Below are 26,247 nucleotides of genomic sequence, written 5' to 3'. Positions count from 1 at the left end.
GACCAATCTCAAAGGACCCGCGACAGGAATTCGCGCGTGCGCGGCGATTGCGGATCGGCGATCATCTCGCGCGGCGCGCCGCGCTCGACGATCACGCCGCCGTCCATGAAGACGAGCTGATCGCCGATCTCGCGGGCGAAGCCGATCTCGTGGGTGACGACGACCATGGTCATGCCGCTCTCGGCGAGATCGCGCATGACCTGCAGAACCTCGCCGACGAGCTCGGGGTCGAGCGCCGAGGTCGGCTCGTCGAACAGCAGCACCTTGGGCTTCATCGCCATGGCGCGGGCGATCGCCACGCGCTGCTGCTGGCCGCCGGACAGCTCGCGCGGATAGCGGTCGACCTTGTCGAGCAGGCCGACGCGCCTGAGCAGGATCTCGGCCTCGGCCTTCGCCTGCTCGGGCGCGATGCGCCGCACCTGCGTCGGCGCCTCGATGAGGTTCTCCATCACGGTCATGTGCGAGAAAAGGTTGAACGACTGGAACAGCATGCCGATCTCGGCGCGCCGTTGGCAGAGCAGATCGTCCTTCACCTCGTAGAGCTTGTCGTCCCTCAGATCGTAGCCGACGAACTGGCTGTCGACGAGCAAGAGCCCGGCGGTGATCTTCTCCAGATGGTTGATGCAGCGCAGGAAGGTGCTCTTGCCGGAGCCCGACGGACCGATGATGCAGGCGACCGAGCCCGCCGGCACGTCGAGGTCGATGCCCTGGAGCACGTCCAGCTGGCCATAGGACTTGCGCACGCCGCGCGCGAACACCATGGAATCGGCGGGCACGCCGAAACGGGCGCGGTTCTCGGATTTCACGTCGCTCATCGGGCGATGCCCGCCAGGCTGATGGCGTTGCGCAGCGCGCGCATGGCGAGCGGGTCGCGGCGCGTGTCGCTGCGGCCGAAATGGCGCTCGAGGAAATGCTGCCCGACCGACATGATGGAGACCACCGCGAGGTACCAGAACGCCACGACGATCAGCAGCGGGATCGTCTCGAAAGTGCGCGCATAGATGCTCTGGGCCGAATAGAACAGATCGTCGACCGCGATGAAGGTCACCAGCGACGTCATCTTCAAGAGATTGATGGCCTCGTTGCCGGTCGGCGGCAACACGAAGCGCATGGCCTGCGGCAGCGTGATGCGCTTCAGGATCATGCGGTAGGGCATGCCAAGCGCGCTCGCCGCCTCCGCCTGGCCCGACGGCACCGACTTGATGCCGGCGCGGATGATCTCGGCCATGTAGCCCGCCTCGCAGAGCGAAAGCGCCACGACGGCCGAGAAGAACGGCGTCATGAAATCGTTGGTGCGGGCGGAGAAGATCGTGCCGAGGAACGGCAAGGCCACCGAGACCTCGCGCACCAGCAGCGACAGGTTGAACCAGAAGATCAGCTGGATCAGTGCCGGCACGCCGCGGAAGAACCAGACATAGACGCCGGCGAAAGCGCGCAGCACCGGGCTCGGCGACACGCGCATGATGGCGATGATGGTGCCGATGACGATCGCCAGCACCATGATCACCACCGTGAGGATCAAGGTGTTGGAGAGGCCGCGCATGATCGAGGGATGGAAGAGATAGCCGGCGGCCGTGCCCCAGGCGAAGGCGGGATTGCTGGCGAAGGCCCGGACGATCAAGAAGGCCAGCAGCAAGGCGAGCGCCGTGCCGATCCAGATGCCATAGCGGCGCTGCGGCACGACGGTGAGCCGCGCCACCGCGGCTGCGGCGCTCGGCTCGACTCTCATCTCGGTCGGGTGGGCCACGCCCATCTGAGATCTCCTGATCCTGTCAGGCATCCGGTCGACCGGACGCCGAGGTTCCGTTCAAAACGCCCGCGCGCCCTTTCGGGCGCGCAAATGCGTCGTGCTGAACTTGCGCATGATCCTTGCCGGAAATCGATTCCGATTTCGGGCCGGTGCCTCAGTCAGTGCGCAAGGCATCCATGCTGTTGACGAAATAGGGTTCCTTGATCGCGTAGGCGCCCATGCCGTACTTCTCGAGGATGGTCTTGTAGGTGCCGTTCTTGAACAGCTCGGTGAGTGCCGCGACCATCATGTCGGTGGTGCCCTTGTCGTCCTTGGCGATGGCGAGGCCGAGCGGCGCGACGTCATAGAGGGTCGGCAGGACGACGAGCTGGCCCTTGCTGGTCACCTCGAAGTAGCTCGACGCGGTCGCATCGTCCATGCGGGCGTCGACGCGGTCGGAGAGCACCGCCTGGACGATGTCGGTCGAGGAGTTGAAGACCGATTTCTCGATCGCCGCCTGGCCCTTGTCGGTGCATTCCTTACCGAGCTTGTCGACCAGGAAATCGGACGCGCTGCCGGCCGAGACGCCGATCCGCTTGCCGCAAAGCGGCGTGTCGCCGGTAAAACTCGCCTTCTTGTCCGGCGAGGTCGAGACGGCGAGGCCGGCCTTCAGGAACATGACGAAGTCGACCTGCTTGAGGCGCTCGGGCGTGGCCGAAAAGGTCTCCCAGGCAATCTTGAAGCGGCCCGCGGCTAGGCCGGGAATCATCGACGGGAACGGTGTACGCTGGACGTCGAGCTTGGCGCTGACCAGCTTGGCGACCTCGCCGGCCATCTCGATGATGATGCCGGTCTGCTTGCCGTCGGCGTCGAGATATTCGAACGGCGCATAGTCCAGCGTGTTGGCGACGGCGAGCGTGCCTGTCTGCTGGACCTCGGCCGATTTCGGAACTTCGGCGGCCTTCGAAAGCCCGCCCCAGGCGGTAGCAAATGCAGCCAGCGCCAGGCCGGCCATGCGCAGATTTGTTCTCATTGTCGTTCCCCTTTTGCTCATTGCATGGTTGCAATCTCATTGCGCCGGCGCCGTGCCATATGTCCGGCGCAGGTCAGACTGTTCAATCGCTCACGCGCCCGCCGCTTCGGCAGCCTTCTTCTTGCGATAGTGATAGTTCTTGTCGATGCGCTCCATGAGGTAGTCGCCATAGAGCACCGGCTCGTATTTCGGCTTCGCGCCGGCCGGAACGCAGACGGGCAGTGCTGCGATCGTCTCGTCCATCGACGGGTCGAAGAAGAAGGGCTGCGAGTAGCGCTCGCGCCCGGAACGGTTGATGACCCGGTGCGGCGTCGAGACGAACTGGTCGTTCGACCAGCGCGCCAGTATGTCGCCGACATTCATCACGAAGGAATCCGGAATCGGCGGCGCCGGCACCCATTCGCCGGCCTTGTTCTTGACCTCAAGACCGCCGACGTCGTCCTGCGCGAGCAGGGTGATGAAGCCGTAGTCGGTGTGCGGCGCCGAGCCGAACAGCCCTTCTTCCTGCGGCTGCGTCGGATAGTGCAGTAGCCTGAGGAAGGTGGTCGGCTGCTCGAAGTAAAGGTCGAGATTGTCGGCCGGCAGGCCGAGCGACAGCGCAATGGCGCCGACCATCTTGCGGGCGAGCGTGCCCATCTCGTCGACATAGCGCTCGATCGTTTCCCGGAAGCCATTCAGCGCCGTCTCGTCCGGCCACTGGTTCGGACCCTGCAGCGGCTTTTCGGCGAGAGCCCTGGGATCGTCTGCGCCGACCTCGTGCATGAAGAAGATCGACTCGCTCTGGTTCGGCTTGCTGACGGTCGCCACCGACGAGGTAACGATGGTGGAGCCCGCGAAGGGCAGATAGCCGCGGAAGTTTCGGTCGATCTTCAGCTTGAGCTTCTCTTCCTCGGGCAGAGCGAAAAAGCGCTTGCCCGCCTCGCGCACCGCCTCGACATCGGCGCGCGGGATCGGATGGCCGACGACATAAAGGAATCCGATCGTCTCGAGATAGCGGCGCAGCGTCGCCGCCGTCGCCCGGATCGCGTCCCTGTCGGTGCCGTAGAGAGCCGACACATCGAGGATCGGAATTTCGGAAAAGTCGCCGCGCTCTCGTTCGTCCATTTTCGAAGGCCCTGTCTTGAACATAAGATACAGTACTGTATTTCTACACATCCGAACGGGCTCATCAATAGGCTTTCGAAGGCAGGCACGACATGGCACCACGCAAGATCATCATCGACACCGATCCCGGCCAGGACGACGCCTTCGCGATCTTGTTCGCGCTGGGCTCGCCGACCGAGATCGAGGTGGTGGGCATCACAACCGTCGGCGGCAACGTGCCGCTTCCGCTGACCTCGAAGAACGCGCTGAAGGTCGTCGAACTCGCCGGGCGGCCCGACGTGCCGGTCTATGCCGGCTGCCCGGGGCCGATGGTGAAGACGCTGATGACGGCCGAATATGTGCACGGCAAGACGGGGCTCGACGGCGCCGATCTTCCCGAACCGGTGACGCCACTGCAGAGCGAGCACGGCGTCAACTATCTGGTGCGGGCGATCATGGATGCGCCGGAGGGGGAGCTCACCGTCTGCACGCTCGGGCCGATGACCAACCTGGCGATGGCCATGACCATGGAGCCGAGGATCATCCCGCGCCTGCGCGAAGTGGTGCTGATGGGCGGCGGCTTCTTCGAGGGCGGCAATGCGACGCCCGCCGCCGAGTTCAATATCTTCGTCGACCCGCATGCGGCGCACAAAGTGTTCGACAGCGGCGTGCCGCTGACGATGGCCGGCATCGACTGCACCTACACCGCGATGATGACGCTGGAGTGGCTCGACCGCCTGCGCGCCACCGGCAGCAGGGCCGCGATCGAGGCCGCGAACCTCGCCGACTTCTATCGCCAGTACGGCAGCCACAAGTTCGGCACGCCGGGGCGGCCGATCCATGACGCCTGCGTCACCGGCTATCTGCTGGCACCGGAGATCTACGAAAAGCGCCAATGCGCGGTGACGGTGGACATCGTCTCGCCCGAGACGATCGGCATGACCGTCGTCGACTGGTGGCATGTCACCGGACGGCGCAAGAATTGCAACGTGCTGCGCCGCATCGAGCCGGCACCGTTCTTCGAACTGATGCTGCAGCGGATCAGCGCGTTGCCCTGATGCAGGTCGCCCAAAAGTGCATTGCGGTTTTGGGAGAACGACATGCATCAAACAAAGGAAGCGGCTTGCTCCGCGATGGACGGCGACGGTTGCGGGTTGCGAAGCGGGCGGACATCGGCTTGATCAAGGATGGCTCGGCGAATTGCCGCCGGCCGCCACGGAGGTCTGGAAGCAGTGAAAGCGGATGCCGCCTCGGCAAAGACGAAACGATCGTCCAGGACGCGGGCCGGACGGACGACGGCGCGGCAGACGCTGAGCCGCGAGGCCTGGATCGCCGCGGCGCGCAAAGTGCTGGAAAAGCGCGGCATCGCCGAGGTCAAGATCGACCGTCTCTCCAAGCAGCTCAAGGTCACGCGCGGCAGCTTCTACTTCCACTTCACCAGCCTCGCCGACCTTCGCGACGGCCTGCTGCAGGAATGGCGCAACATCAACTGCGCGCCCTTCTGGGCGATGCGCGAAATGCACGACATAGACGGCCTGCAGTTCTTCACCGACATCGTGCATGTATGGGTCGATGAGGCACCCTTCAGCCCGCTGCTCGATCTTGCCGTGCGCGACTGGTCGCGGACGTCGAGGAAATTGGCGCAGGAAGTGAAGGACATGGACGATCTCAGGATTGCTCTCCTCGTCCGATCCTTCCGCGCCATGGGCTATTCGCCGGACGAAAGCCTGGTCAGGGCGCGCATCACCTATTTCCACCAGATCGGCCAATACGCTCTGTCCTTCAAGGAGGACCCCGCCGTGCGCCGCAGCTACCAGCCGCTGTTCGGCGAAGTGCTGCTCGGCCCGCTGGTTGAAAAACCAGGCTCGGCGCCGAGACCGTCGGAGATGAAGGCGGGGCGGCGGCAGTAGCGGCGGCGCGCCGGGACGAGCGTCCGCCGGCTGAACTGGTGGGTGCTCCCCCCTTTCCGGTCTATGTGATGCGGCTTTAGGACACGATCGAACCGTTTCTGGCATCGACGATGTCAATGGCCTTGCGAACCGCCCCACAGAATCTTTCCAGAAGTTCCGGCTCGCTTCCCAGTCGACGGCGCAACGATAAGGGCACTTCCAGCTGTGCTCCTTTCCCCGTCAATCCTCGGTTGATGATGTTGGAATCCTGGATACCTGGAAAGGGATGATTATCCTTTTTCGTCTGGAAGTCGGCCTCCCGCAGACGCCAGGCTATCTCGGAAACCAACGCGGCGTCCTTGCCGCCCAGGTAAACTGTCGAGGGATCGTCCCGATCCTGACGACCGTGGATGGCGACGACAGTGGACTTCGTCCGCAACAGTTCCAGTGCGGACTCCTCGTCAAAGTTCCTGGATGTTATGTGCAGCTCCCGGTTGCTTTCCGGCATGAGCCCTTCAAAGCAATACATATCGAGGTCGCGCCCTGCTATCGTCTCGGCGATCAGGGAGGTGCGGGGCTCGATCATGCCGCCATGCGGAGCCATGACGATCGCACTGCCGGTTCGCGCTCCGCGCCGGACGACTATGCGATAATCTACGTTTTCGGTTTTGGCGGCTTTCAGCGCTGCGAAATTCGGAAACTCGTTGTCCATCAATCCCGCTTCACGCCGTCTTCTGCGCCACCAACCCCAGTTCCTCGACCATCTTTTCGCGCATCAAGAACTTCTGCGGCTTGCCGGTGACCGTCATCGGCAGCTCGGTGCGGAAGCGGATGTAGCGCGGCACCTTGTAATGCGCGATCTGGCCAGCGCAGAAGGCCTTGATCTCCTGCTCCGTCGCGATCTGGTTAGGCTTCAGCACGATCCAGGCGCAGAGCTCCTCGCCATATTTGTCGTCGGGAATGCCGAAGACCTGCACTTCCTTGATCTTCGGGTGGCGGTAGAGGAATTCCTCGACCTCGCGCGGATAGACGTTCTCGCCACCGCGGATGACCATGTCCTTCACCCGGCCGACGATGTTGCAATAGCCCTCGGCGTCTATTGTCGCGAGGTCGCCGGTATGCATCCAGCCGTCCGTGTCGACCGCCTCGCGGGTCTTGTCCACGTCGTCCCAATAGCCCTTCATCACCGAATAGCCGCGTGTGCAGAGTTCGCCAGGCTCCCCGACCGCGACGGTGGCGCCGTCGGCTCCGATCGCCTTGACCTCGACATGAGGATGGATGCGGCCGACAGTGGAGACGCGCTTTTCCAGCGGGTCGTCGACGCTGCTTTGAAAGGAAACCGGGCTGGTCTCGGTCATGCCATAGGCGATCGTCACCTCAGACATGTTCATCAGCGACACCACCTTCTTCATCACCTCGATCGGGCATGGCGAGCCGGCCATGATGCCGGTGCGCAGGCTGGAGAGGTCGAAGGTCGAAAAATCCGCATGGTCGAGCATGGCGACGAACATGGTCGGCACGCCGTAAATGCCGGTGCAGCGCTCCTGCGCGATCGCCTTGAGCGTCGCCCCGGCATCGAAACCTTCGCCCGGGAAGACCATGGTCGCGCCCTTGGTGACGCAGCCCATCGTGCCCATCGACATGCCGAAGCAGTGATAGAGCGGCACCGGGATGCAGAGCCGGTCATCGACGGTGAGTTTTATGGCCGAGGTGACGAAATTGCCGTTGTTGACGATGTTCAAATGGGTCAGCGTCGCACCCTTCGGCGCGCCGGTCGTTCCGCTTGTAAACTGGATGTTGATGGCCTCATTCGGCTTCAGGCTCTCGGATATGCGGTCGAGGCTGTCATGCTCGTCGCGTCCGGCCATGGCAAGCACGTCGCCGAAGTTGAACATGCCGGGCGAATTGTCGTCGCCCATGCGGATGACGATCTTCAGCGCCGGCAGCTTCTTGGCCTTAAGCTTGCCGGGCTCCGCCGTGGCGATTTCCGGCGCCAGCGTCTCGACCATGCCGAGATAGTCGGAGGTCTTGAAGCTGACGGCGGTGACCAGCGCCTTGCAGCCGACCTTGTTGAGGGCATATTCCAGCTCGGTCAGCCGGTAGGCCGGATTGATGTTGACCAGGATCAGGCCGATGCGCGCAGTGGCGAACTGCGTCACCAGCCATTCCCAGCGGTTGGGCGACCAGATGCCGACGCGGTCGCCCTTCTCCAATCCGAGCGCCAGGAAGCCGGCGGCCAGAGCATCGACCGCGTCCGACAGCTCGCTCCAGGTGAAGCGTTTGTCCTGCCCGACGAAGACGGCGGCGTCGAGCGTGGCGTATTTGGCGACCGTGTCGGAAAACAGCTCCGGAATGGTCTTGTCGAGCAACGGCGCCGAACGGTCGCCCGAGACATGCGCCCTGCCATCCACCGGAGCAATGAAGCTGTTGCGCGCTTTGCGCAGATTGGTGGCGTTCTTGAGCTCGTCGAGTTTGATCGCCATCGCCGTCTCCTCCCGGGATGCGTCAGCCTATCAGCCGGTGGCGGCGGTGAAAATCCGCCAAAGGTCCCCCTTCCTTCAAGGAGGAGAGAGGGCGCTCATCTTGGCAGAGATATCGCGCAACAGCGCCTCGTCGGCCGCATCACGCTGCTTCTTCGAAGCGACGAGACAGGCCTGAGACTTCAAGATCACGCCGTCGCCCAGAACCTTGAGGTGGTTGGCGCGCAACGTCGAACCGGTGGTGGTGATGTCGACGATGACGTCCGCCAGCCCGGCTGCCGGCGCGCCCTCGGTGGCGCCGAGGCTCTCGACGATGCGGTAGACCTGGATGCCGTGCTTCAGCGAGAAGAACTGCTGCGTCAGCCGCCAGTATTTGGTGGCGATCCTGAGGCGCCGGCCGTGGCGCTGTCGGAAATCGGCGGCGACGTCGTCGAGATCGGCCATGGTGTCGACGTCGAGCCAGATGTCGGGCACCGCGACCACGACATCGGCAAGGCCGAAGCCAAGGCGGGCGACGATCTCGGCACGCGCTTCCCAGTCGGCGAGGTTCTCGCGCAGCAGGTCCTCGCCGGTGATGCCGAGATCGACAGTGCCCTGGCCGATCTCGCCGGCGATTTCGGATGCCGACAGGAAGGCCACCTCGACATTGTCGAGGCCATCGATGCGAGCGCGGTATTTGCGGTCGTCCTCAGGCAAGGTGACCGCCAGGCCGGCCTTGGCCAGCACCTCCAGCGACTGTTCCTTGAGACGGCCTTTCGACGGGATCGCCAGCGTGATCATTTCGCGCCTTCCCGCAAAGCCTCGATGCGGTCGAGCCAGACCGAGAAACCAACGCCGGGGATCGGCGTCTTGGCGCCGAGCAGCGTCAGCAGCCGGTCGTAGCGGCCGCCGCCGACCAACGGGCGATCAGCATTGGCTGCAGCGATCTCGAAAACGAGGCCGGTGTAATAATCGAGCGGACGGCCGAAGGCGGCGTCATAGCGGATTGCCGCCATCGGCAGGCCATGCGCTTCGATCGCCTTGGCGCGCGCGGCGAAATTTTCGAGCGCTGCGCCCAGCGACAGGCCGGCATCGGCGGCGAATTTTTCCAGTGCTTCCGTCGCCCCATTCAGCGCAACGTCGATCGCGAGAAAGCCCTTCAGCGCCGAGAACGCCTCGTCAGACAGCCGCACGCTGCGCAGCTGCGCCTTCTCGATCAGCCGCCGCGCGATGTCGGCCGGCGCGCGGCCGGTCGATGCCGACAGCCCGGACTCCTCCATGCCGGCGGCGATATGCGCGGCAAGGCCTTCCGCATCGCCGTCGAGCACCAACATTGCCACCGGGCCGGAGAGCTGGCTGTTGCGCGGCGGGTTGGCGAGGTCGGCAAGCGCCGCCTCCAGCATCGGCGCCGAGCCGAATGCGCGCGCGAGCCGCATGCGCCAGCCGCGCGGCAGGCCGAGGGCCGCCAGCACCGCCTCGAATACCGTCTGGTCGCCAAGCGTGATGGCGAGCGCCTGGCCGGGCAGCACCAGCGAAAGCAGCGCATGCGCGTCGGCCAGCGAGCGGGCATCGGCGGCAGCCGTGTCGCGGTCGCCGAGATCCTCTATGCCGGCCTGGAAGAACTCGTTGCCGCCCTCGCGGCGCTGGCGGAACACCTCGCCGAGATAGGAATAACGGCGTGGCGTGCCGGCCTGGCTGGCGATGTGGTCGAGGCAGACCGGAATGGTGAATTCCGGCCTGAGGCACAGCGTCTTGCCGGTCTCGCTCTCGGTGAGGAAGATGCGGCGGCGCAGGTCCTCGCCCGCCATGTCGAGGAACGGATCGGCCGGCTGCAGCACGGCGACTTCGACGGCGTGCGTATGGCGCGCGGCGAAGAGCTTCGTGATGTCGGTGGCGATGGCGGGGTAGCGGGAGGTCATGGATAGGCTGGGCGCGAGGCACCCCCCTCTGTCCTGCCGGACATCTCCCCCGCAAGGGGGGAGATCGGCAGCTTCAAGCACGGCGCCTTTTCCCCAACGCCGGAAGTTGGCGAAACCATGCGCGACATCCAATCTCCCCCCTTGCGGGGGAGATGGCCGGCAGGCCAGAGGGGGGTGCTCAAGCGCCACCCTTCGCGCGGTCGGCCGCCTGCGCAGCCAGGATCTTCATCACCTCGGCAACCAGCTCGCTCTCCGCCACGGTCACCTGAGCAGGCCTTGCGGCGCGCCATTCGGCGTTGTCGGTGATCTCGGCCGACAGGCGCGCGCCTTCGATGAGGTCCTTGATCTGCACGACACGCTGGGCGCGCTCGTCGCCACCCTGGATGATGGCGACGGGACTGCCGCGGCGGTCGGCATATTTCAGCTGCGCCTTCATGCCGGCGCCGCCGAGATACATTTCGGAGCGGATGCCGGCGGCGCGCAGCTCGGCGACCATCCTCTGGTAGCGCCCGAGGCTTTCAATGTCCTTGTCCATGACCAAAACGACCACTGGCGCGATGACATCGGAGATGTCGAGCTTGCCGAGGTTCTTCAGTGCCGTCATCAGCCGGGACACGCCGATGGAGAAGCCGGTCGCCGGCACCGGCTCGCCGCGGAAGCGCGAGACCAGCCCGTCATAACGGCCGCCGCCGCCGACCGAGCCGAAGCGCACGATCTGGCCGTCCTCGTTGGGGATCTCGGCCAGCAGTTCGGCTTCGAAGACCGGGCCGGTGTAGTATTCGAGGCCGCGCACGACGGATGTGTCGATGAGCACGCGGCCGCTGTACCCGGCAGCGTCTACCATGGCCGCGATTGCGGCCAGTTCCTCGACGCCCTCGCGGCCGGTGTCGGCGAAATAGTCCAACGTCTTCAGCCAGCGGATCTGGGCGGCGTTCGGCGAGATGTCGGTCGCGACCTCCAGCTTGCGCCATTCGCCCGCTGCCGTGCCAGGCTCGTAATTCATGAAATAGAGGACCGTCTCGATCGCCTTGCGCTCGAGGCCGGCGCCCTTGGTGAAGTCGCCGCTTTCATCCTTGCGGCCGGCGCCCAGCAGTTGCGCGATACCTTCCGGCCCGATCTTGTCCAGCTTATCGATGGCGCGCAGCACCGTCAGCCGGCGTCCCGCATTCTTGTCGCCGCCGAGGCCAATCGCCTCCAGAATGCCGTCCAGCACCTTTCGGTTGTTGACGCGGATGATGTAGTCGCCGCGCTTGATGCCGAGCGCTTCCATGACGTCGGCCATCATCATCGCCATCTCGGCGTCAGCGGCGACGCCCGCCACACCGTTCGGCGTGCCGATCGTATCCGCGTCGAATTGCATGAACTGGCGGAAGCGGCCTGGGCCGGGTTTTTCGTTGCGGAACACCCAGCCGGAGCGGTAGCTGCGATAAGGCTTCGGCAGGCGGTCGTAATTCTCGGCGACGAAACGCGCCGTCGGCGCGGTGAGATCATAGCGCAGCGACAGCCACTGATCGTCGTCGTCCTGGAAGGAGAAGACGCCTTCGTTCGGCCGGTCCTGGTCGGGCAGAAATTTGCCGAGCGCGTCGGTGTATTCGATCATCGGCTGGTCGACTGGCTCGAAACCGTAAAGCTCATAGACCGAGCGAATGGTCGCCATCATCTTCTCGACGGCGCGGATGTCTTCGGCGCTGCGGTCGGCAAAACCGCGCGGCAACCGCGCTTTCGTCTTTTCCGGTTTGTCGGCCATGGGATGGTCTTTTCGTTAAGTAAACGCTGACTTCTTCGAGCGGGCGTGTCCTAACCGATGCCGGTTGGTGCGGCAAGGGTTTGCGCCATCTCCTTCCTCGCGGAGGAGATAAGTCGCACCCTTCGAAACAAATCACACCAAAAACGAAACAATTCCGCCATCGGCGCGGCATGCTGCCGACACAATCCACGAGCATAAAGCGCACCGAAACAAGGGGTTCGGGCCATGACGACGGCTGAAGACATCATTGAGGGCGGTACTGCCAGGCTGCGGCCTGCCGGAAGCCTCATGCGCAAGCCGGCGCAGCAGCCGGCCGGACCGTTCGAAGTTGCGGCGGAAGCGCAAAAGCCGACGGTGCGCGACGCGCTGGTGACCGGGCTGCTGGTGATCTACCCGGCCTTCGCCGCCGTGGCTGCGATCCTTGCCGGATTGTTCCTGGCCGGCGCCGGCAGCGTCTGAATTTGTCGCTCGCCGAGAAATTTCGAAAGTCGGCGCCGCCCCTCATCCGCCCTTCGGGCACCTTCTCCCCGTGAACGGGGAGAAGGAAAAAGCGCTCACTTCGGCCTTTTAAACCGCTTCCTTTCCGCCTCCACTTCTGCTCTGCAGACGCAGCCTTCGAGGTGGTCGTTAACCAGCCCCATCGCCTGCATGAAGGCGTAGACCGTAGTCGGGCCGACAAAGCTCCAGCCGCGCTTCTTCAATTCCTTCGAGATCCTGACCGAGACCGCCGTCGTCGGATTGGCGCGCAGATGCGCGAGGTCGACGACCGTCGGCCGCTCGTCGGGACCCGGCTCGAACTTCCAGAACCAGGAGGCCAGCGAGCCGGCCTCGTCGGCAAGCTCGCGGGCGCGCCTGGCGTTGTTGATGGTCGAGACGATCTTGCCGCGATGGCGGATGATGCCGGCATTGCCGAGAAGCCGCTCGACGTCCTTGTCGGTGAAGAGCGCCACCTTGTCGAACTCGAAATTGGCGAAAGCCTCGCGGAAATTCTCGCGCTTGCGCAGGATGGTCAGCCAGGACAGGCCCGACTGGAACCCTTCGAGGCAGATCTTCTCGAACAGCCGGCGATCGTCCGCCACCGGCCGGCCCCACTCATGGTCGTGATAGTGCAGATAGTCCGGCAGATTGCCGTGCCAGAAGCAGCGCGCGACACCATCGGGGCCGTCGAGCAGGCCGGCATTTTCTTGTCCCATCGGAAAAATTCCATTCGTTAATGCACTTCGGCGCGGGCTTTACCGTGGCTTTACCAGATTCCTGAACCGGCCGGTAACCACACCAAAAAGTTTACTGACAAGTCGGCATTTTACGCATTCCGATTCATGTTTCGGTTGCCGCTCCGCGCCAAGGATCGCCACGCCGAGGGCCCCTTTTCCCGCCCCGGACGAGTTCTGACGATCAAGGTGCGTTCCGATGAAGACAGCGTTCACTTTCGTGCTCGGCGCAGCCGCGGTGCTTGCCGCCGGCGCGACGACCTCTTTCGCCAATGACCGTTATGCCGACATGCCGCCGGTCATGGTGAGCCCCGATCTGTCGGCACCCTGGGTGCTGCAACTCGGCCATGCGCCCGGCATCGTGCGCCCGAGCCGCCAGGCAACGCAGCAGCCGCTGCAGCGGCTTTCCCAGGCACAGCCCGACCGGCAGCGCACCGCGGCCGTGCAGCAGCCTGCCAAGCGCATGGTGATGCGGCCGCAGATCAACCCGATCTACCTGCCGCAGGAAATCGCCTATGACGGCCCGCAGAAGCCCGGCACCATCGTCATCGACACCAAGCAGAATTTCCTCTTCCTGATCGAGAAGGACGGCAAGGCGCGGCGCTACGGCGTCGGCACCGGCAAGCCTGGCTTCGAATGGTCGGGCACGCACAAGATCACCGACAAGAAGGTGTGGCCGGACTGGCGCCCGCCGGCGGCGATGATCAAGCGCGAGGCGGCCAAGGGCCGCTACCTGCCGACCTATCTCGCCGGCGGCATGGAGAACCCGCTCGGCGCGCGCGCGCTCTATCTCGGCACCACCGAATACCGCATCCATGGTACCAACCAGCCCTGGACGATCGGCGGCGCGGTGTCGTCGGGCTGCATCCGCATGCGCAACGAGGATGTCGTCGACCTTTACGAGCGCGTAAATGTCGGAACAACCGTCGAGGTGATATAGTAACTCCGAATCAGCCGGTCAGGCGGCGCCGTTTTGGCGCATGCTGTTGCCCACAAGCCATAGCGCGCCTTGGGAAGACGTGCTTAGACTGGCAGCGAGTTTACGGGGGACGGGCCGTGTGGGGATACGGCCAGTCACGAAAGGGCAGCGCGGGAGACCGCGCTGCCCTTTTTGTTTCAATCCCGCAGCGGGTCGCCCCGAAAGCAGCAGGTTTCGCTTTCGGGGCTGATTTCCCGGCGCACCTCTGCTATTGCAGCGCACAAATCTTGGTTTATGCAATTCCGGACGGAAAACCGCCGTGCCTGGGATTGCTCTAGAAAGGCAGAGGTCCCAACCATGACCCGGTCCGACGACAGCCGCTATCTCAGGGGCGGTCCGGTCGCCCAGCGCATCATTGCTTCGGTACGCGAGGACGCGGCAATCGCCGCGGCCGAAGGCTTTCCACCGAAGCTGGTCTCGATCACCGTCGGCGATACCGACGCGGTCGACGTCTATGTGCGCAACCAGCGCGCCAAGGCCGAGCTTGCCGGTATCGGCTTCGAGGAACGGCGCTTTGCCGCCGATACCACGGCGGGCGAGCTGGAAGCCGCCATCCACGGCCTCAACGCCGACCCGCGTGTCACCGGCATCATCATCCAGCGGCCGGTGCCGGCGCATATCCCGATCAAGACGCTGCAGGCGGCGGTGCATCCGCTGAAGGATGTCGAGGGCATGCATCCGGCCTCGATCGGCAATATCGTCTACAACCAGCTCGACCTCGCGCCCTGCACGGCCGCCGCTTCGGTCGAGCTACTGAAGGAAACCGGCCTCGATCTCAAAGGGCTCGAGGTGGTGGTCGTCGGCCATTCCGAGATCGTCGGCAAGCCGATCGCCTTCCTGTTGATGAGCGAAGGCGCAACCGTGACGGTGTGCCATCACATGACGCGCTCGGTGGCGGCACATGCGCGGCGCGCCGATGCGCTGTTCGTCGCCGTCGGCAGGCCGCGGCTGATCAAGGCCGAGATGGTGAAGCCCGGAGCCTGCGTCATCGACATCGGCATCAATTCCGAGACCGGCCCGGACGGCGAAAGCCGCATCGTCGGCGACGTCGACACCGAGAGCGTCAAGGAGGTCGCCTCCTGGATTACGCCGGTGCCCGGCGGCGTCGGCCCACTCACGGTCGCGATCCTGCTGCGCAACACCATGGTGGCGCTCAACCGCCAGCGCGCGCTTTACCGCGCGACCTATGGGGTGGCTGACAAGCTCGCGGCGGAGTAGGCGGCCCCTCACCCAGCCTCGCTCGGCTGACCTCTTCCCAAGGGGAGAGGAGACTGTCGGCGCCGGCGCCAACCTCTTCCCCCCGCGGGGGAGAAGGTGGCCGCGAAGCGGCCGGATGAGGGGGCGCCGACGGCGAAGATCACTCTGCCGCCAGAAGATCTTGCTCGGAAACGCCTTCCGGCTTCGGGCCGCCATAAGCCCAGTCGAGCAGCTTCACCGTATGCACCACAGGCAGCTTGGCGGCGGACGCGATCTGGGTGATGCAGCCGATATTGCCGGTGGCGACGACTGAAGCGCCCGTCGCCTCGATATTCTGGACCTTGCGGTCGCGCAGTCTGGCCGAAATCTCGGACTGCAGGATGTTGTAGGTGCCGGCCGAGCCGCAGCAGAGATGCCCTTCGCGCGGCTCGCGCACGACGAAGCCGGCCTTGGCGAGAAGCTCCTTCGGCTGGCGCGTGATCCTCTGGCCATGCTGCATCGAGCAGGCGGAATGATAGGCAACGATCGTGCCTGGCTTGCGCACAGGCTCGGGCAGGTCGAGTGCTGCGAGATATTCGGTGACGTCCTTGGCGAGCGCCGAAACGCGCGCCGCTTTTCCCGCATAAGCCGGATCGAGGCGCAGCATGAAGCCATAATCCTTGATCGTCGTGCCGCAGCCGGACGCCGTGATGATAATGGCGTCGAGCCTGCCCTGATCGATGGCGCGCGTCCAGGCATCGACATTTTGCCTTGCCGAGGCAAGGGCCTGATCCTCGCGACCCATATGGTGGACGAGCGCGCCGCAGCACCCCTCGCCTTCCGGCACTACGACCTCGACGCCCAGCCGCGTCAGCAGCGAGACGGTCGCCTCGTTGATGGCCGGATCGAGCACCGACTGCGCGCAGCCTGTGAGGATGGTGACGCGGCCGCGTTTCGTGCCGTGGGCGACATGCACGCCAGGGGAAGCCATCGGCGATGCCGGCGGGATAGACGCCGGCGCAAGCTTCAGCATGGCCGCGACCGGCCTCAGCGCTGGCAGCTTTTCGAACAGCCCGATGAACGGCCGGCCGAGGCCGGCGAGCTTCAACGCAGCCCGGAAGCGCCCCGGGTAAGGCAGCACGAAAGCCAGCATGGCGCGCGTCAGCCGGTCGAGCAGCGGCCGCTGGTAGGTCTGCTCGATATGGGCGCGGGCATGATCCACCAGATGCATGTAGTTCACGCCCGAAGGGCATGTGGTCATGCAGGCAAGGCAGGACAGGCAGCGATCGATATGGGTGACGAGTTCCTTGTCGGCCGGCCGGCCGTTCTCCAGCATGTCCTTGATGAGATAAATGCGGCCACGCGGTGAATCGAGCTCGTTGCCCAGCTCCACATAAGTCGGACAGGTGGCGGTGCAGAAGCCGCAATGCACGCATTTCCGCAGGATCTTCTCCGATTCCGCCACATGCGGATCGGCAAGCTGCGCGGCTGAGAAATTGGTCTGCATATATCAGTCCTAGGCCATTCGGCCGGGGTTGAGGATATTCTTCGGATCGAACTCGGTCTTGAGCCGCGTCGACAGCGCTGAAAGATGCGGCGGCTGCGGCTCGAACACAGGCAGAGCGGCGCGATGCGAGGCAGACGCCCGCACCAGTGTCGCGTGACCGCCGCCATATTTGCGGATCAAGCCGCGCAGCAATTCAGCCTCCGGCTCATCCTCGCGCATCGACAGCCACACCAGTCCGCCCTGCCAATCGTAGAAGGCATCGACCGCGGCCTGCATACGCAAGGCCATTACCATGAGATGCGCCTCAGACGGCGCCATCGAGACGCGCCAGACCGGCCTCGCGGGGCCGTCGGCGAAGGGCAAGCAATCGCGAATATCGCGCCAGATCGTCTTTGAGGCTTCGCCGGCGATCTCTTGCAGCGGCCCCGCCTTGCCGAGCAGCTGCTTGAGCGCCTCGGTGCGATAGACGACCGACGGCCCAAAGCCTTCAACGCGCAGCAGGGTCGCGGCGTCGGTGCCCAGATGGCCGGCGGCGACGCGCGCGGCGATGCGCTCCGGCAGATGCGCCGCGCTCGACACTTCGGCGCTGGAGCCAAGCGCCAGCGCCATGGCGGCGACGGCAGCATCGTCGAGCAGGCCGCGAATGGCCAGCGTCACTTCGGTTTCGGCCGCGGGCAGCACCTTGAAGGTGACGTCAGTCAGCACGGCAAGCGTGCCCCAACTCCCCGCCATCAGCTTGGAAAGGTCGTAGCCGGTGACGTTCTTGACGACGCGGCCGCCAGACTTGAAGGCTTCAGCGCGTCCTGAGACGGCGGCGATGCCAAGGATATGGTCGCGCGCGGCACCCGCCTTGAGACGCCGCGGACCGGAGAGGTTGGAGGCCAGCACGCCGCCGATCGTGCCCCTGCCCGCCCCGCCGCCGAGCAGCGGGCTATAGTCCATGGGCTCGAAGGCGAATTGCTGGCCGCTTTCGGTCAGCAGTTTTTCGATCTCGGCGAGCGGCGTGCCGGCCTTTGCCGAGAGCACCAGCTCGGCAGGCTCGTAAAGGGTGACGCCGGAAAGCTTCGAGAGATCCAGCGTGTGCCCGGTCTGCAGCGGACGGCCAATGCCGCGCCTGGAGCCGTGGCCGAGGATCTCCAGCGGTGATTCCTCCGCTGCCGCCCATTGGATGGTGGAGAGGACTTCGGCACTGGTGGACGGGGTGAAGGCGGTCATGAATGCACCTCGTTCCTCGCCCCCGCAAAGCGGGGGAGAGGTGGCAAGTCGCGTTCTGTCGCGCCCCCCTCTGTCCTGCCGGACATCTCCCCCACTTGGGGGGAGATCAGATGTCGCCGCCGATTTCGCCAATCTCTAACGTGGCAGGATTGAGCGCGGCGCCAAAGCGGCTGATCTCCCCCCTTGTGGGGGAGATGTCCGGTAGGACAGAGGGGGGCGCGAAGGATCGTCGACATGCGGGATGGAAACCCCATCAAAACCTCGGAATGTCCGGAAACGCCACCTGCCCGCGATGCACGTGCATACGTCCCAACTCGGCGCAGCGGCGCAGCTGCGGGAAGACCTTGCCGGGGTTGAGAAGATGGTTCGGGTCGAAGGCGCATTTGACCCGCATCTGCTGGTCGAGGTCGACCTGGTTGAACATTTCCGGCATCAGGTCGCGCTTCTCGACGCCGACGCCATGCTCGCCGGTGAGCACGCCGCCGACCTCGACGCAAAGGCGCAGGATGTCGGCACCGAAACTTTCGGCCTTGTCGAGCTCGCCCGGCACGTTGGCGTCGTAGAGGATCAGCGGGTGCAGATTGCCGTCGCCGGCGTGGAAGACATTGGCGACGCCGAGCCCGTATCTCTCGGAGAGGTCACGCATGCCGGCGAGCACCCGCGGCAATTCCTTGCGCGGGATGGTGCCGTCCATGCAGTAATAGTCGGGCGAGATGCGGCCGACCGCCGGGAAGGCCGCCTTGCGCCCGGCCCAGAAACTCAGCCGCTCCTGCTCCGACTGCGAGATTCGGCAGGTGGTCGAGCCGTTCTTGTAGGCGATCGCCTCGACGAGGCCGATCAGGTGATCGACCTCGACACTCGGTCCGTCGAGCTCGACGATCAAGAGCGCCTCGACATCGAGCGGATAGCCGGCATGGACGAAATCCTCGGCCGCGTGGATCGCCGGACGATCCATCATCTCCATGCCGCCGGGGATGATGCCGGCGCCGATGATGTCGGCGACACACTGGCCGCCCTCTTCGCTGGTCGGGAAGCCGATCAGAAGCGCGCGCGCCGTCTCTGGCTTCTTCAGGATGCGAACGGTGACCTCGGTGACGACGCCGAGCAGGCCTTCCGAGCCGGTCATGACGCCGAGCAGGTCGTAGCCTTCCTGGTCGAGATGGCTGCCGCCGAGCCGCACCACCTCGCCATTCATCAGCACCATCTCGATGCCCAGCACATTGTTGGCGGTGAGGCCGTATTTCAGGCAGTGCACGCCGCCGGAATTCTCCGCGACGTTGCCGCCGATCGAGCAGGCGATCTGGGAGGATGGATCGGGGGCGTAGTAGAAGCCCTCCTGCTCGACGGCGTTGGTGATGCCGAGATTGGTGACGCCCGGCTGGGCGACGACGACGCGGTTGGGATAGTCGATCGCGAGGATGCGGTTGAAGCGGCTCATCACCAGCAGCACCGCATCCTCGAGCGGCAGCGCGCCGCCCGACAGCGAGGTGCCGGAACCGCGCGGCACGACGCGGATGCCGCGCTCGTTGCAGTATTTCAAGACGCGCGAGACCTGCGCCACCGTCTCCGGCAGCACCACCACCAGCGGCAATTGCCGATAGGCGGTGAGGCCGTCGCTCTCGAAGGCGCGCATTTCGTTTGCCGTGTCGACGACGCCCTCGCCCGGCACGATGATGCGCATGTCGGCGACGATCTCGGCGCGCCGGCGCATCGTCTCGGCATCTGGCTTGGGCATGGCAAGGCCGGACATCGGGCAGCCTCATCTGGCTTGACTGGTCAAAATCTTTTACCAGCTGAGCGTGACTGTTGCAAACCCTGCTTTGGTCGGGATCGGGCATCGACCATGCGCACGCGGTTCCGCAGCGGCAATCTGCCGCTGGCAGTTCACCCTCCCCTCGTGGAGAGGTCGCGAATGAAGTGAGCGGGGTGGGGGTCGCGCTGGAAGCGCCTACGAGCACCCCCATCCCGCTCCGCTGCGCGGATCAACCCTCCCCACAAAGGGCAGGGTAAAAGGTGAGACTACTCGCCCGGATGCTTGGCCGGCTCGGAATGCATCTTCCGCACGCGGCGCACGCCCCACCAGACGAGCAGGATGGCGACCGGCACCGAAGCCGCGGTGACGACTTCCGGCGCGAAGGCGTGACCGAAGGTCGAGGCGCCCTTGGCGACGTAGCCAATCAGGCCGACGACGTAATAGGACACGGCGGCGACCGAGAGGCCTTCGACGGTCTGCTGCAGGCGCAATTGCAGCCGGGCGCGGTTGTTCATCGAGGCGAGCAGGTCGCGGTTCTGGCGCTCGACATCGACATCGACCCAAGTGCGAAGCAGCGTGGTGGCGCGGGTGAGCTTGCGCGACAGGTTGGCCTGGCGCTCCTCGACGGAGCGGCAGGTGCGCATCGCCGGCGCCATGCGCCTTTGCAGGAAGCCCGCCCAGGTATCGTAGCCCTGCACCGGCTCCTCATCCAGCGCCTCGAGCCGTTCGGAGACGATGCCGTCATAGGCGCGGCTGGCGCCGAAGCGGTAGAGGCTGGAGGCCGCGTCCGCCTCGAGTTCGGCGGCAAGCTCGGTGAGGTCGGCGAGCAAATTCTGGCTGTCGCGGGTCTCGGCCGCCTTCATTTCAAGCGTCGTCTGCGCCAGCCGGTCCTCGATACGGCGGGCGCGGCCGGACAGCGTCTGCGCCAGCGGCAGGCCAAGCATGGCAAGCGTCCGGTACGTCTCGATGTCGATCAGCCGCTGCGACAGCGCGCCGGTGCTGGCCGGCGTCAGGCCGCGGTCGAGCACCAGCATGCGGGTCAGGCCGTCGCCGTCCTGGCGGAAGTCGGTGATGATGGCGGCGGCACCGCGCTCGACCAGCGAGTAGCAAAGGCTGGTCGGGTCGAAGCCGGCGATCAGCTTCTCGCTCGCCTGCGTCCATTTGCGGATCTCGAGCCGGATGCCGGAAATCACCGTTCCCGGCGGCGAAAAGCCGTTGCCGAAGGGTGAATCCTCCTGGCCCCGGCCGTTTTCGGCGAGCGGCCCTTCCCAAAGGTAGGTGGAGAATTCCGTGTGCCGCTCCCAGCGCAGCGTGCCCTTGCCCCATCTCATGGCGTGATGGCGGGCATGGCGCTCGGGCGCCGCGATGCCGAGGCGCCGCGACAATTCCGAAAGCACGGCATGGTCGACGGCCGAGCCGCCCTCGGTCATGAAGGAAAGCTGGATGAGCACGCGAGGCTTCTCGACCAGCGGATGCGGACGCGCATGGACCTCGCCCAGCGCGCCGGGGCGTCCTTCAAAAGCCGGGAAGCCCATGACGCTGCCCTGGGCGCGCGGCTGGAATTCGAGATTGGACGTCTCGTCCGACACGGTTGGTCCCCCTGGTTTCGACCGTTCGTGCAATCGCGTTGTCTTGCGGCAATCGGCCAGGCGCGTAAACAGCAAATTTTAGCAGGCACGCATGGGAGGGCGCGGCGCCGGAACCGACCGGATCCGGCGAATTGGATAAATAATTTGACCAGTTGGCGACAGTGGCTTTAATCTGCGCGACATCCAATCCGTTCCCAGGCGCCCCTCCATTGAGCGATATCTTCTCCAGGATCGAGCATTCGCGTACCGCCGATGAGGTGGTGCAGCAGATCGAGAGCCTGATCCTCGAAGGCGTGCTGCGCACCGGCGACCGGCTGCCCGGCGAGCGCGAGCTGGCGCGCCAGTTCGACGTGTCGCGGCCGATCCTGCGCGATGCGCTGAAGGCGCTGGAGGCACGCGGGCTGCTGACCACCAGGCCCGGCGGCGGCACGCATGTCGCCGATGTCATCGGCCAGCTTTTCACCAAGCCGGTGACCGATCTGATCTCGATGCACCGCAAGGCGGTGACCGACTATCTGGAATACCGGCGCGAGATCGAGGCGATCGCGGCCGAGTATGCGGCGCGACGCGCGACGCCGGAGGATCTCGCCCTGCTCGATCGCATCATGGCGCGCATGGACGAAGCGCACCGTACCGGCGACTTGGACGACGAGGCTGAGATCGACGTCGAATTCCACCACGCGGTCTGCGAATGCGCGCACAACATCATTCTTCTGCACACGTTGCGCTCCTGCTACCGGCTGCTGTCCGAGGGCGTGTTCCAGAACCGGCTTCTGGTCTTCACCGTGCCCGGCGCGCGCGAGGCGCTGCTCGAGCAGCACCGCGCCATCCACACCGCGATCAAGGCTGCCGATCCGGCGGCAGCGCGCAAGGCCGCAATGGATCACATCACCTATGTCGAGCGCTCGATGGCGGAAGCCGAGCGCAGCGGCGACTGGCAGCGCGTCTCGCGGCTGAGGCTCAGGCAGCGCTCGGAAGCCGACGACATCGAACCCACACGCAAACGCTCCTAAGCATCGATCAAGCGGGGACCACCATGAGCGACATCCTCACCATCGCCGACCTGAAGGACGTGGCGCGCCGCAAGGTGCCGAAGATGTTCTTCGATTATGCCGATTCCGGCGCCTGGACCGAGAGCACCTACCGGGCCAACGAAGAGGATTTCCAAAAGATCAAGTTCCGCCAGCGCGTGCTGGTCGACATGAGCAACCGCTCGCTGGAATCGACCATGATCGGCGAGAAGGTGGCGATGCCGGTGGCGCTCGCCCCGACCGGGCTGACCGGCATGCAGCATGCCGACGGCGAGATGCTGGCGGCGCAGGCGGCGGAAGAGTTCGGCGTGCCGTTCACGCTCTCGACCATGAGCATCTGCTCGATCGAGGATGTCGCCTCGGCGACCAAGAAGCCGTTCTGGTTCCAGCTTTACGTGCTGCGCGACAAGGATTTCGTGCTGAACCTCATCGACCGCGCCAAGGCGGCCAAATGCTCGGCGCTAGTGCTGACGCTCGACCTGCAGATCCTCGGCCAGCGCCACAAGGATATCCGCAACGGGCTTTCGGCGCCGCCCAAGATGACGCTCGCCAACATCGTCGACCTGGCCCTCAAGCCGCGCTGGTGCCTCGGGATCGCCGGCACGCCGCGCCGCACCTTCCGCAACATCGTCGGCCACGCCAAGGGCGTCGGTGACGTCTCTTCGCTGTCGTCATGGACGACGGAGCAGTTCGACCCGCAGCTGTCGTGGAAGGACGTCGCCTGGATCAAGGAGCGCTGGGGCGGCAAGCTGATCCTGAAGGGCATCCTCGACAAGGAGGATGCGTTGATGGCGGCCGAGACCGGCGCCGACGCAATTGTGGTCTCCAACCATGGCGGGCGGCAGCTCGACGGCGCGGCCTCCTCGATCTCGGTGCTGGAGGAGATCGCCGATGCCGTCGGCGACAGGATCGAAGTGCACATGGACGGCGGCATCCGCTCGGGCCAGGACGTGCTCAAGGCGCTTTGCCTCGGCGCCAAGGGCACCTATATTGGCCGGCCGTTCCTTTACGGCCTCGGCGCGATGGGCAAGGCGGGCGTCACCAAGGCGCTGGAAATCATCCGCAAGGAAATGGACATCACGCTGGCGCTGTGCGGTAAGCGTCTGGTAACCGACATGGGCAAGGACCAGCTGCGACGCTAGGGGCTTATTCACCGATCCGCCCTAGTTTCCCGTGATGATCGATACGGGAAGACGCTCGCCTTGACTGAAACGGGCATCCATTATCTCGACGCGCGTGGGCCGGAAGGCATGCGGCTTTATGCCATCGGCGACGTGCACGGCCGTCACGACCTGCTCGCCGCCATGCACCGCCGGATCGAGAGCGAACTGGAATATGCGCCGTCGTCGGACTGGCGCATCATCCATCTGGGCGACTATGTCGACCGCGGGCCGGACTCCAAAAGCGTCATCGAGTTTCTGATCGAGGCAAGGGAGCGCGACCCGCGCAACATCATGCTTGCCGGCAATCACGACATCGGCATGCTGGAATTTCTTGCCAAACCCGATCCAGACGGTCTGTTCATGCGCTATGGCGGCGTCCAGACGGCGGCATCATACGGGGTGAAGCTCTCGACCGGCAGCAGCTGGTTCGGCAGATCGGACGAGGCGCTGGCGCACGGACACGCAGCATTGGTCGAAGCGGTGCCGCAAGCCCATGTCGACTTCCTGCACTCGCTGTCCTTTTCAGTGACCTTCGGCGACTTCTTCTTCTGCCATGCCGGTATAAGGCCCGGCATCCCGCTCGAAAACCAGAGCCCGCAGGATCTGATCTGGATCCGCGACGCGTTCCACGATCACCCCGGGCTCTTTCCCAAAGTGATCGTGCACGGGCATACGCCGGTGCCGGAAGCCGAGGTGATGGCCAACCGCGTCAATGTCGACACACTCGCCTGGCAGGCGGGAACGCTGAGCGCGCTCGCCGTCAATGGCGCTGAAAAGCTCATCCTGACGGTGGAGGGAACGGCGTTCTAGCCATGATCCCGACTGTGGGATCAGCTTTCCGTTTGTCGGGAAGGACAGGCTTTAGCGAAGCGCGGCGGTGACACCGTAGCCGTCGACGGCCTGATGATTGTTGGCCGCGTCGGCGGAATAAATGCCTAGGCCGCACACGACGATGGCAGACAGCATGACAAAGGACAAAAGCGCTGCTTTCACGGACGTCATCTCTGGTTGAGCTTTCTGCATCTGTGCACGAGGCGGTTACCAATGCGTTGAAACGATAAAATGCGTCTCAATGTTTTGACGATTTCGCGCTTCTAAGCAGATTCCGTTTCGCCGGTGTGTCGCGCAGATCACACAGAAGGTTCATCGCGGTTGCACGGACGTTACAGGGCGGGCGCCTTCTAGGATGGCGGGCGCGCACAAGCCAAGGACGAAGCAGGTTTTCCCCAGGCGGAACTGTCGTCGCGTGCCAATTATGTCACGTTGCGGATCAGGCTACCCCTTCAACCCGGGGCAAGCCCCGCCGAATCCTCGCCCACAAACCGTGGCGGGCGATGAAATCCTGGTATTCGCGATAGGCCGGGTCGGCCACGAGATGACGCTCTTCCGTCACAGCGCGCAGCCAGTAGACGGCATTCACGCCGGCGAGCAGCAGGCACGACTGCACGGCAGTTGCCCAACCGATCGTGCTCAGAAACGGCATGGAGATCATCCACCAGCTGATGTTCTTGCAGAGATAGGCGGGATGCTTGACCCAGCGATACGGTCCGTTGGTGATGATGCCGCGATTGGTGAGGTTTGAGAACCGCAGGCCGAAAGAGACGGTCGCCCAAGCATAGACCAAGACCAGCGCCAGGATGATGCTGCCCCAGAGGCCATAGAGCAGCGGATAGGACGCGAGGAACTGGCCCCAATAGGCGCCGTCCTGATCATAGGCGAGATATTTCACCCCGACCGAGCTCCACAAGGGCGGATAGCAGAACAGGCAGATCACCCAACCGCCGACGGTGGGCTCGGTCGAGCGCATATGGCTGTCGGTCAGGCGCAAGGTGAGCGTGTAGGCGACAGCCGCGAAAATAACATCGACCAGATAGAGAAGATCGATGCCGAAGGAGAAAAAATGCTCGAAATCGTCGGCCGGCGCCAGCGGCGAGCGCGCCCAGAGCGCGGCGAGATCATTGTTCGTGTAGACGAACATCAGCGGCAGGAAGAAGCCCTTGATGATCCAGCCTCGACCAAGCGCGGCTAGCATCGACCAGTCCCTTGACCGGTCGCCGGCGATGAGGCGGCCGAGTTCAGCATAGGCATCCTCGGGCTGGCGCTGCAGGCTGTCGACAAAGGCGATGTAGAGGGGTGAAAGCAGCACCAGCGCAGGCAGGCTGTAGAGCGCCGCCTGTTTGAAAGGATCATAAAAACTATCGGCATAGACCGGCAGCAGCCAGTAGAGCGCGGCGATGATGCCGATGGTGAACCACAGCCCGGCCAGCTTGCGGAGGGTTCGCTTTACATTGAACGGTCGCAGCGGTGCGGCGGATAGGTCGGACGAGGCATTGAGCTGGACCCGATAGAATTGCAGGTCGACCACCACCATGACGAGCGCGACGACGGCGAGGACAGCGAGTGTCTTGACGTAATCCGGCTGCTGCCATGAACGCAGCGTAACCACCGCCGCGATCATGGCGGCGAGACCGGCGATGCCACTCCACGCCCCGGTTGCCGATCGCGGAGGCGAATCCGGAGCGCTCAATCGCAGCGTTTTCAGATCGTGCAGCAAGGCTCAGCCACTCGTCCCGCCGGACGTGCCGCCGCTCGTTCCCCCGGACGTACCGCCGCTGGTTCCCCCGGACGTGCCGCCGCTGGTTCCGCCGGACGTGCCGCCGCTGGTTCCCCCGGACGTACCGCCGCTGGTTCCCCCGGACGTGCCGCCGCTGGTTCCGCCGGACGTGCCGCCGCTGGTTCCCCCGGACGTGCCGCCGCTGGTTCC

At 64.7% G+C, this 26,247-nt stretch carries 25 protein-coding genes; 9 read left to right on the top strand and 16 right to left on the bottom strand.

Translation table 11 applies throughout. The features are described from left to right. Window positions 1-8: 8 nt before the first annotated feature. The 4 genes from RFN30_RS30670 to RFN30_RS30655 form a co-directional block, all read right to left on the bottom strand. A complete protein-coding gene (locus RFN30_RS30670) occupies window positions 9-815 on the bottom strand; it encodes an amino acid ABC transporter ATP-binding protein (protein ID WP_320265740.1) in 807 nt (268 codons plus the stop codon). After that, a complete protein-coding gene (locus tag RFN30_RS30665) occupies window positions 812-1,753 on the bottom strand; it encodes an amino acid ABC transporter permease (protein WP_320265739.1) in 942 nt (313 codons plus the stop codon). Before RFN30_RS30665 ends, RFN30_RS30670 begins: the two co-directional genes overlap by 4 nt. Window positions 1,754-1,904: 151 nt before the next feature. Beyond that, the gene (locus RFN30_RS30660; protein ID WP_320265738.1) at window positions 1,905-2,762 is read right to left on the bottom strand and encodes an ABC transporter substrate-binding protein; all 858 of its coding nucleotides are present in this window, start codon (window positions 2,760-2,762) and stop codon (window positions 1,905-1,907) included. A gap of 90 nt (window positions 2,763-2,852) precedes the next feature. Further along, window positions 2,853-3,866 carry an isopenicillin N synthase family dioxygenase gene (locus RFN30_RS30655; protein WP_320265737.1) on the bottom strand — a complete coding sequence of 338 codons (1,014 nt, stop codon included), beginning with the start codon at window positions 3,864-3,866 and terminating at the stop codon, window positions 2,853-2,855. 92 nt (window positions 3,867-3,958) lie between these two features. Here RFN30_RS30655 and RFN30_RS30650 point away from each other — a divergent pair, with 92 nt between their 5' ends. Together RFN30_RS30650 and RFN30_RS30645 are read left to right on the top strand one after the other, a co-directional pair. Then, window positions 3,959-4,903 carry a nucleoside hydrolase gene (locus tag RFN30_RS30650; protein WP_320265736.1) on the top strand — a complete coding sequence of 315 codons (945 nt, stop codon included), beginning with the start codon at window positions 3,959-3,961 and terminating at the stop codon, window positions 4,901-4,903. A gap of 174 nt (window positions 4,904-5,077) precedes the next feature. Beyond that, on the top strand, window positions 5,078-5,755 hold the full coding sequence (locus tag RFN30_RS30645; protein ID WP_320265735.1) for a TetR/AcrR family transcriptional regulator: 678 nt from the start codon (window positions 5,078-5,080) through the stop codon (window positions 5,753-5,755). Between the two features lie 76 nt (window positions 5,756-5,831). On the opposite strand, the gene RFN30_RS30640 is transcribed toward RFN30_RS30645, so the two are convergent. From RFN30_RS30640 to hisS, 5 genes are all read right to left on the bottom strand, one after another. Next, a complete protein-coding gene (locus tag RFN30_RS30640) occupies window positions 5,832-6,446 on the bottom strand; it encodes a poly-gamma-glutamate hydrolase family protein (protein ID WP_320265734.1) in 615 nt (204 codons plus the stop codon). 10 nt (window positions 6,447-6,456) lie between these two features. Beyond that, on the bottom strand, window positions 6,457-8,217 hold the full coding sequence (locus RFN30_RS30635) for an AMP-binding protein (protein WP_320265733.1): 1,761 nt from the start codon (window positions 8,215-8,217) through the stop codon (window positions 6,457-6,459). Between the two features lie 75 nt (window positions 8,218-8,292). Then, on the bottom strand, window positions 8,293-8,994 hold the full coding sequence (gene hisG, locus RFN30_RS30630; protein ID WP_320265732.1) for an ATP phosphoribosyltransferase: 702 nt from the start codon (window positions 8,992-8,994) through the stop codon (window positions 8,293-8,295). Beyond that, window positions 8,991-10,112 (bottom strand): ATP phosphoribosyltransferase regulatory subunit, encoded by a 1,122-nt coding sequence (locus RFN30_RS30625; RefSeq protein WP_320265731.1) that lies wholly within the window; start codon window positions 10,110-10,112, stop codon window positions 8,991-8,993. Before RFN30_RS30625 ends, hisG begins: the two co-directional genes overlap by 4 nt. 178 nt (window positions 10,113-10,290) lie before the next feature. Continuing rightward, a complete protein-coding gene (gene hisS, locus RFN30_RS30620; RefSeq protein ID WP_320265730.1) occupies window positions 10,291-11,859 on the bottom strand; it encodes a histidine--tRNA ligase in 1,569 nt (522 codons plus the stop codon). A gap of 225 nt (window positions 11,860-12,084) precedes the next feature. On the opposite strand from hisS, the gene RFN30_RS30615 reads away from it, so the two are divergent. Then, entirely contained in the window at window positions 12,085-12,318 is a 234-nt protein-coding gene (locus RFN30_RS30615) for a hypothetical protein (protein ID WP_320265729.1), read from the top strand. A gap of 95 nt (window positions 12,319-12,413) precedes the next feature. On the opposite strand, the gene RFN30_RS30610 is transcribed toward RFN30_RS30615, so the two are convergent. Continuing rightward, a complete protein-coding gene (locus RFN30_RS30610) occupies window positions 12,414-13,052 on the bottom strand; it encodes a DNA-3-methyladenine glycosylase I (RefSeq protein ID WP_320265728.1) in 639 nt (212 codons plus the stop codon). A gap of 217 nt (window positions 13,053-13,269) precedes the next feature. Between RFN30_RS30610 and RFN30_RS30605 the strand changes: the two genes are divergently transcribed. Both RFN30_RS30605 and RFN30_RS30600 read left to right on the top strand, forming a co-directional pair. Further along, complete coding sequence (locus RFN30_RS30605; protein ID WP_320265727.1) at window positions 13,270-14,010, top strand: L,D-transpeptidase; 741 nt, start codon at window positions 13,270-13,272, stop codon at window positions 14,008-14,010. Between the two features lie 336 nt (window positions 14,011-14,346). Then, window positions 14,347-15,267 carry a bifunctional 5,10-methylenetetrahydrofolate dehydrogenase/5,10-methenyltetrahydrofolate cyclohydrolase gene (locus RFN30_RS30600; protein WP_320265726.1) on the top strand — a complete coding sequence of 307 codons (921 nt, stop codon included), beginning with the start codon at window positions 14,347-14,349 and terminating at the stop codon, window positions 15,265-15,267. Window positions 15,268-15,406: 139 nt separating this feature from the next. Here the strand turns inward: RFN30_RS30600 and glcF are convergent, their stop codons facing one another. The 4 genes from glcF to RFN30_RS30580 form a co-directional block, all read right to left on the bottom strand. Beyond that, complete coding sequence (gene glcF / locus RFN30_RS30595) at window positions 15,407-16,732, bottom strand: glycolate oxidase subunit GlcF (RefSeq protein ID WP_320265725.1); 1,326 nt, start codon at window positions 16,730-16,732, stop codon at window positions 15,407-15,409. Between the two features lie 9 nt (window positions 16,733-16,741). Then, window positions 16,742-17,947: an FAD-binding protein gene (locus RFN30_RS30590; RefSeq protein WP_320265724.1), complete on the bottom strand. Its 1,206-nt coding sequence runs from the start codon at window positions 17,945-17,947 to the stop codon at window positions 16,742-16,744. Window positions 17,948-18,200: 253 nt separating this feature from the next. Further along, a complete protein-coding gene (locus RFN30_RS30585) occupies window positions 18,201-19,697 on the bottom strand; it encodes an FAD-linked oxidase C-terminal domain-containing protein (RefSeq protein WP_320265723.1) in 1,497 nt (498 codons plus the stop codon). Between the two features lie 269 nt (window positions 19,698-19,966). Next, entirely contained in the window at window positions 19,967-21,289 is a 1,323-nt protein-coding gene (locus RFN30_RS30580) for a DUF3422 family protein (RefSeq protein WP_320265722.1), read from the bottom strand. A 209-nt stretch (window positions 21,290-21,498) separates the two neighbouring features. Here RFN30_RS30580 and RFN30_RS30575 point away from each other — a divergent pair, with 209 nt between their 5' ends. The 3 genes from RFN30_RS30575 to RFN30_RS30565 are packed head-to-tail and all read left to right on the top strand — an operon-like array spanning window position 21,499 to window position 24,293. Beyond that, window positions 21,499-22,302 (top strand): FCD domain-containing protein, encoded by an 804-nt coding sequence (locus tag RFN30_RS30575; RefSeq protein WP_320265721.1) that lies wholly within the window; start codon window positions 21,499-21,501, stop codon window positions 22,300-22,302. Between the two features lie 23 nt (window positions 22,303-22,325). After that, window positions 22,326-23,462, top strand: a complete 1,137-nt coding sequence (locus RFN30_RS30570; RefSeq protein WP_320265720.1) for an alpha-hydroxy acid oxidase — start codon at window positions 22,326-22,328, stop codon at window positions 23,460-23,462. 60 nt (window positions 23,463-23,522) lie between these two features. After that, on the top strand, window positions 23,523-24,293 hold the full coding sequence (locus RFN30_RS30565; RefSeq protein ID WP_320265719.1) for a metallophosphoesterase: 771 nt from the start codon (window positions 23,523-23,525) through the stop codon (window positions 24,291-24,293). A gap of 51 nt (window positions 24,294-24,344) precedes the next feature. Here RFN30_RS30565 and RFN30_RS30560 read toward each other — a convergent pair whose 3' ends face one another. Together RFN30_RS30560 and RFN30_RS30555 are read right to left on the bottom strand one after the other, a co-directional pair. Then, window positions 24,345-24,476, bottom strand: coding sequence for a hypothetical protein (locus RFN30_RS30560; protein WP_275955501.1), 132 nt, complete (start codon window positions 24,474-24,476; stop codon window positions 24,345-24,347). Between the two features lie 277 nt (window positions 24,477-24,753). Beyond that, window positions 24,754-25,941, bottom strand: a complete 1,188-nt coding sequence (locus RFN30_RS30555) for a methyltransferase family protein (RefSeq protein ID WP_320265718.1) — start codon at window positions 25,939-25,941, stop codon at window positions 24,754-24,756. A gap of 16 nt (window positions 25,942-25,957) precedes the next feature. Between RFN30_RS30555 and RFN30_RS32520 the strand changes: the two genes are divergently transcribed. Continuing rightward, window positions 25,958-26,247, top strand: a 290-nt coding sequence (locus RFN30_RS32520) for a hypothetical protein (protein WP_320265717.1), incomplete at its 3' end; no start/stop codon positions are given.

The organism is Mesorhizobium dulcispinae, assembly GCF_033977345.1.
Lineage (GTDB): Bacteria > Pseudomonadota > Alphaproteobacteria > Rhizobiales > Rhizobiaceae > Mesorhizobium > Mesorhizobium dulcispinae.
The sequence above is the reverse complement of the archived record's forward strand: the minus strand, read 5'-3'. Positions and strand labels throughout refer to the sequence as shown.